This window comes from Actinocrinis sp. (assembly GCF_035653575.1).
Classification (GTDB): domain Bacteria; phylum Actinomycetota; class Actinomycetes; order Streptomycetales; family Catenulisporaceae; genus Actinocrinis.
Map to the genome: position 1 here is coordinate 25786 of NZ_DASRBQ010000044.1, position 6387 is coordinate 32172.

At 69.8% G+C, this 6387-nt stretch carries 5 protein-coding genes; 3 read left to right on the top strand and 2 right to left on the bottom strand.

Going from position 1 to position 6387, the window contains the following annotated elements:
• Positions 1–8: 8 nt before the first annotated feature.
• Positions 9–2108 (bottom strand): transketolase, encoded by a 2100-nt coding sequence (tkt, locus tag VFA06_RS06910; protein WP_324839591.1) that lies wholly within the window; start codon positions 2106–2108, stop codon positions 9–11.
• 414 nt (positions 2109–2522) lie between these two features.
• On the opposite strand from tkt, the gene VFA06_RS06915 reads away from it, so the two are divergent.
• The 3 genes from VFA06_RS06915 to VFA06_RS06925 are packed head-to-tail and all read left to right on the top strand — an operon-like array spanning position 2523 to position 5184.
• A complete protein-coding gene (locus VFA06_RS06915) occupies positions 2523–3521 on the top strand; it encodes a heme o synthase (protein WP_324839592.1) in 999 nt (332 codons plus the stop codon).
• Between the two features lie 11 nt (positions 3522–3532).
• Entirely contained in the window at positions 3533–4735 is a 1203-nt protein-coding gene (gene manA, locus VFA06_RS06920; protein WP_324839593.1) for a mannose-6-phosphate isomerase, class I, read from the top strand.
• A gap of 41 nt (positions 4736–4776) precedes the next feature.
• Positions 4777–5184 carry a DUF3224 domain-containing protein gene (locus VFA06_RS06925; RefSeq protein ID WP_324839594.1) on the top strand — a complete coding sequence of 136 codons (408 nt, stop codon included), beginning with the start codon at positions 4777–4779 and terminating at the stop codon, positions 5182–5184.
• 545 nt (positions 5185–5729) lie between these two features.
• Here VFA06_RS06925 and VFA06_RS06930 read toward each other — a convergent pair.
• Entirely contained in the window at positions 5730–6062 is a 333-nt protein-coding gene (locus VFA06_RS06930; RefSeq protein ID WP_324839595.1) for an excisionase family DNA-binding protein, read from the bottom strand.
• Positions 6063–6387: the final 325 nt, after the last annotated feature.

Sequence of the window (6387 nt, forward strand, 5' to 3'; positions counted from 1 at the left end):
CCTAGGACTCAAGCACCAACCGCGGCGAGCGATTCCCTGGCGGCCGCCTCGACGGCCTCGGCGGTGAAGCCGAACTCGCGCATCAGCGTCGCGAAGTCGGCCGAGGCGCCGTAGTGCTCCAGCGAGACGATCCGGCCGGCGTCCCCGACGAACCGGTACCAGGGCTGCGCGACGCCGACTTCCACGGCGACGCGTGCCTTGACCGACTTCGGCAGTACCGACTCCTGGTAACCCGCATCCTGCGCGTCGAACCATTCCACGCACGGCATCGAGACCACGCGGGTCGGCACGCCGGACTGCTCCAGCTTCTCCCGCGCCGCCACCGCCAGCTGCACCTCGGAGCCGGTGGCGATCAGGATGAGCTGCGGCGCGCCGCCACTTGCCTCCGCCAACACGTACCCGCCGCGCTTGACGCCCTCGTGAACGGAGAGCGACGCGCCGAGGGCCTCGCGGTCGAACACCGGCAGGTTCTGCCGGCTCAGCGCCAGGCCGACCGGCCCGTCCTGCTCCAGGGTCGCCTTCCAGGCCGCGACCGTCTCGTTCGCGTCCGCGGGGCGCACGAAGTTGAAGCCGGGGATCGCCCGCAGCGCCGCGTAGTGCTCGACCGGCTGGTGCGTCGGGCCGTCCTCGCCGAGGCCGACTGAGTCGTGCGTCCACACGTAGGTCACCGGCAGGTGGATGAGCGAGGCGAGGCGCACGGCCGGGCGCATGTAGTCGGAGAACACCAGGAAGGTGCCGCCGAACACGCGGGTGTTGCCGTGCAGGGCGATGCCGTTGAGGATCGAGCCCATCGCGTGCTCGCGGATGCCGAAGTGCAGGATCCGCCCGTACGGCGAGGAGCCGCCGAACTCGTTGTCCTCCTCGTAGTAGGGGAGGAAGGACAGGCCGCCCTTGATGGTGGTGTTGTTCGACTCGGCCAGGTCCGCCGAACCGCCCCAGAACTCGGGCAGCTGCTCCGCGATCGCCTGGATGGCCGCCTCGGAGGCCTTGCGGGTCGCGATGTCCTTGCCGGCCGGGAACTCCGGCAGCTTGGCGTCCCAGCCCGAGGGCAGTTCCCGCCGGGCGATACGGTCGAACTCGGCCGCGCGCTGCGGGTTCGCCGAGCGCCAGGCCTCGTAACCCTCGCTCCACTTCTCCCGCGCCGCCTTGCCGCGCTCGCCGACCTTGCGCGCGTGCGCCAGGACCTCGTCGGCGACCTCGAAGTGCTGCTGCGGGTCGAGGCCCAGGATCTCCTTCGTCGCGGCGACCTCCGGCTCGCCGAGCGCCGAGCCGTGCGCCTTGCCGGTGTTCTGCAGCTTCGGCGCGGGCCAGGCGATGATCGTGCGCAGCCGGATGATCGAGGGCCGATCCGTCTCCGCCTCCGCCGCCAGGATCGCCTTGTGCAGCGCCTCGACGTCCTCGACGTACCCGTCCGGCGTGGTGAATTCGACCGATTGTGTGTGCCAGCCGTAGGCCTCGTAGCGCTTGAGCACGTCCTCGGTGAACGCGACCTTGGTGTCGCCCTCGATCGAGATGTGGTTGTCGTCGTAGATGACCACCAGGTTGCCGAGCTTCTGCGTGCCCGCGATCGACGACGCCTCGCCGGTCACGCCCTCTTCGAGGTCCCCGTCCGACGCGAACGCGTAAATGCGGTGGTCAAACGGCGACTCCCCCGGAGCGGCATCCGGGTCGAACAGCCCGCGCTCGTAACGCGCGGCCATCGCCATGCCGACCGCGTTGGCCAGGCCCTGGCCGAGCGGACCGGTGGTGGTCTCGACGCCGACGGTGTGCCCGTGCTCCGGGTGGCCCGGGGTCAGGGAGCCCCAGGTGCGGAAAGACTTCAGGTCGTCGAGGGTGAGCCCGTAGCCCGACAGGTACAGCTGGATGTACAGCGTCAGGCTGGAGTGGCCGGGGGAGAGGACGAACCGGTCGCGGCCGATCCACTGGGCGTCGGCCGGGTCGTGGCGCAGGTGCTTCTGGAAGAGCAGGGTGGCCGCCGGAGCCAGCGACATGGCGGTGCCGGGGTGGCCGTTGCCGACTTTCTGCACCGCGTCCATGGCCAGAACCCGGACCGTGTCCACGGTGCGCCGGTCCAGCTCGGTCCACTCGAAGGGGGTGGGCGTGCTCACAGTAACGCGCGCGTCCTTTCCTGGTGAAAGCGTCAGCGCGTCGGGGCGGACGGCGACGCTGCCAACCAGGGCTGTGCGTGGAGTGCGGATACAGCCTGGCCCCGCGCGGCGATGCATTGATTCTGTTGTCTCTATCTCGAGGGTCACCCTACCCCCCTGCGGACCACTGACCCGTTCTGCGAGGCCGACCGGGTCAGCGCGGAGGCGGTAGGCGCAACACTCTTCCAACTCGCCCGGTTCTGTGGTGTCCGCGGCGCGTCTTATTACCGACTTCGCATGGAACACGACACTCCCGGTCGCCTGGTTCGGCGAATCCCGGCGAATCCCGGCGACCCGCTGCCGGACGCCGGACGCCGGGGGTCTAGAGTTTCGTCGAATCCAGTTGTACGAGTCAGCAGCAATTGAGGCCCGCCTGTGACAGCCGTCGAGTCCCACCCGGTGTTGACCGCGGTGCCCGTCGCCGCGCCCGCTCCGGACGCCGACGTCGTCATTGAGCCCGCCGCTGACAGCTCGTCAGCCAAGGCGGCCTGGCGCGAAACGCTCAGCGCCTACGTCGCGCTCACCAAGCCGCGGATCATCGAGCTGCTGATCGTCACCACGATCCCGGTGATGTTCCTGGCCGCGCACGGGGTGCCGTCGCTGTGGCGGGTGCTCGCGGTGACCGTCGGCGGGTACCTGTCGGCGGGTAGCGCCAACGCGCTGAACTGCTGGGTCGACCGCGACATCGACGCCGAGATGCGCCGCACCCGTCGCCGTCCGCTGCCGCGCCACCGGGTGACCGCGCAGCAGACCGTCGTGTTCGGCCTGGCCCTCGGTGTGATCTCGACGCTCTGGTTCGGCTTCCTGGTCAACTGGCTCTCCAGCGGCCTCGCCCTCGCCGCGAACGTCTTCTACGTCGTCGGCTACTCGATGATCCTCAAGCGGCGCACCACGCAGAACATCGTGTGGGGCGGCGCGGCCGGCTGCTTCCCGACGCTGATCGGCTGGACCGCGGTGACCAACCACCTGGCCTGGCCGCCGGTCGTGCTGTTCCTGGTGGTCTTCCTGTGGACGCCGCCGCACTTCTGGGCGCTGGCGATGCGCTACCGGGAGGACTACGCGGCTGCCAACGTGCCGATGCTGCCGGTGGTCGCCACCGAGCGGCACGTCGCCTGGCAGATCGTGCTCTACACGTGGGCCACGGTGGGCTGCTCGCTCGCGCTCTGGCCGATCGCGCACACCGGACTGGTCTACGCGATCGGTGCGATCCTGCTCGGTGCGGTGTTCATCGCCGAAGCGCACCGGCTGCACTGGTCGGCCCGCAAGGGAGTCACGGGCACCGCGCTGCGCCCGATGCGCCTGTTCCACTTCTCGAACACCTACCTCGCGCTGTTGTTCGTCTGCGCCGCGATCGACCCGCTGATCCACCACTAGTCGGGACCGCCATGGACCTGCTGCGCAACACCGTCCAGCCGTACGCGTGGGGCTCGCCGACCGCGATTCCGCAGCTGCTCGGCGTCGACAATCCCGAGGGCACTCCGCAGGCGGAGCTGTGGATGGGCGCGCACCCGACCGCGCCCTCGCGACTGACCCGCAGTGGTCGCGAAGTGCCGCTCGATCAAGTCATCGCCGCCGCCCCTGAGCTCGAACTCGGCGAGGCCACCGCCGAACGCTTCAACGGACGGCTGCCGTTCCTGCTCAAGGTCCTTGCCGCGCGTAAAGCCCTCTCGATCCAGCTCCACCCTGACCGGCCGCAGGCCGAAGCGGGGTTCGCCGCCGAGGAGGCCCGGGGCGTGCCGCGCAATGCCCGTGAGCGGGTGTACGTGGACGATTGGCCCAAGCCTGAAGTCCTGTGCGCGTTGACTCCGTTCGAGGTCTTGGCTGGCCTGCGTCCGGCCGCCCAGGCCGCTGAGATTCTCGACCTGGTCGACGTCGCCGCGCTCGCCGCCGTCACCGACGACCTGCGGTCCGATCCCAAGCCCGCGACGGTGGCACGTGCCCTCGCTGCGTTGCTGTCCTGGCAGGAGGCAGAGCGCGCGGCCTTGGTGGCCGATGTCGTCAACGCGGCCGGACGCCTTGCTGCCGGGCCCTCCGAATTCCGTGCCGCATACGAAGCGGTCGGCCGGATGGCTCAGGACCACCCTGGTGACATCGGCCTGGTCTGCTCCCTGCTCATGAACCACGCCGTCGTGCAGCCTGGGCAGGCGCTGTTCATGGGCGCCGGCGGCATCCACGCTTACATCCGCGGCACCGGCGTAGAGCTGATGGCGAACTCCGACAACGTGATTCGCGCGGGCCTCACGCCCAAGCACATCGACGTTCCGGAGTTGGTGCGGGTGCTCGACCCGGAGGTCGCGGTGCCGATCCTGACCGCGCGTCAGGTCGGCGCCGGTATTGAGGAGTTCGAGACGCCGGTGCCCGAGTTCCGGCTGCGGCGCCTGACGGTCGACTCGGCCACATCGCCCCTCGCCGTGCCTGGAGACGGACTGCCGCGCATCCTTCTGTGCGTGGAGGGCGCGGCGATGGCCACGAGCGGCGACCAGACGCTCGAACTGCGGCGCGGTCAGTCGTGCTACCTGTCCGCAGCAGACGTGCACGTGACGCTCACCGGCGACGCGACGCTCTTCCTCGCCTCGCCAGGCGAGTAACACCCCGCCGCAGCGAGCCGCAGCCACGCTACGATCGCGCGGTGAGAGCTTCCGCAACCTTCACCGTCGCCAGCTTCGTCCCGACCCCGGTGACGCCCGACCCGGACTTCAAGACCGCGGTCGACGTCGGCGTCGCGACCATGTTGAAGCACTACGAGGGCGAGATCGAGGGCCGCTCCGCCACCGTCTTCGTCTCCGCGTACGACCAGAACGCGGGCATCGGGACGTACGTCGCGATGGAGTCGTTCGAGGGTTCGGTCGCCGGACGCTCCGGGTCGTTCAACTTCGCGCATTCGGCGACCACGCAGGGCGGCGGCCGCGACGCCGAGTACTTCGTGATCGTGCCCTCAAGCGGCACCGGGGAGCTGGAGGGCATCTCCGGCACGGGCGGACTGTCCATCGACGAGGACGGCACGCACCACTTCTGGCTGGATTACGAGCTGGGCTAACCCCGGCGGCTTGCTCTTGCTGCTCTGCTGCGCTCCGCGGACTCGACGCCTGCGGCCGGGCCAGCTCCGCCGGGTAACGCCTGCGGCTGGCGCGCTCCGCGCGGAAGATCACCCGCCCGCCCTGCTCCGCGTCCTCGCTGGCGCTCGGCCGCTACGCGAACCGGGGCGCTGCCGCGCACGCGCTTCGCGCTGAACGCTGTGCTGACCCTCCGGGCCGTTCCGCTCGTTCACCTTGCTGTGGCCTGCTGGTCGACAGCGGACTGAGGCCGTGGGAACAAGAACATCGGCCCGCCCAACGACCGCAGCGGCCAGCACATGCCGGTCCTTTAGAACATCGGCTGACCACAAAGGGCGATACGTGCCATCTTCCGCCAGCGAGAGCAGCGTGTCACACAGATAGGACTTCAGCAGCACGCAGGTATCGAGGAACACCGTCTCCACGGCGCGGCCTACCGCCCTTGGCCGTCGGCAAGAAGGCGCTCCACCGGGGCATCGTCCGGCAGGTCATAGAACCCTGTGTCCTCGGAATCGGCCACCATCTGATCCTAGCCTGCGGCCCGTCGCCGCTGCGCGCGCTGGTGATACGCCAGCACGTCAGCCAGCCGCACTCGCCGATGCTTGCCCGGCTGCTCGAACGGGATCTCCCCCGATTCCAGCAACCGCACCAACGTCGACCTCGACATCCCCAAAATCCCCGCGGCCTCGCTCGTCGACAGCACCGTCTCGTGCGGCGCCACCGTGATCGCCAACCCCCGCGACAGCGCCTCGACCACATCCCGCAGGACTTCGAACACCTCGGCAGGCAACTCTAGGCGCGCCCCGTCCGGGCCCACCAGCGCTGCACGGCCCGGCAACTGGCCACTGAGCGCGGCCAGCACGTCCCCCAGTCGCTCCGGTCGCTCCGGCGGCAGTACCGTTCGCTCACCTGGTTCGCGTAGCGGCCGAGCGCCAGCGAGGGTGCGGAGCAGGGTGGGCGGATGGGTGTGGTTCAGCGCGCAGAGTCGCCGAGCGAAGCGAGGCAGCGGAGCGCGCGTGTCAGGCGGTCGGCAGTTCCGGCCGGAACCGCATCGAGGTCAGGATGCGCCAGGCGGCAATCCAGGTGAGGCACGCCCCGGCCATGTGCAGCAGGACCAGCCAGGCCGGCAGGCCGGTGAAGTACTGCGTGTAGCCGATCACGGCCTGCGCGGCGAGGACGAGGAACAT

Bases quoted from the DNA above. Each gene is read 5' to 3' on its own strand.
- manA (WP_324839593.1), top strand. From the start codon at position 3,533: ATGGACCTGCTGCGCAACACCGTCCAGCCGTACGCGTGGGGCTCGCCG.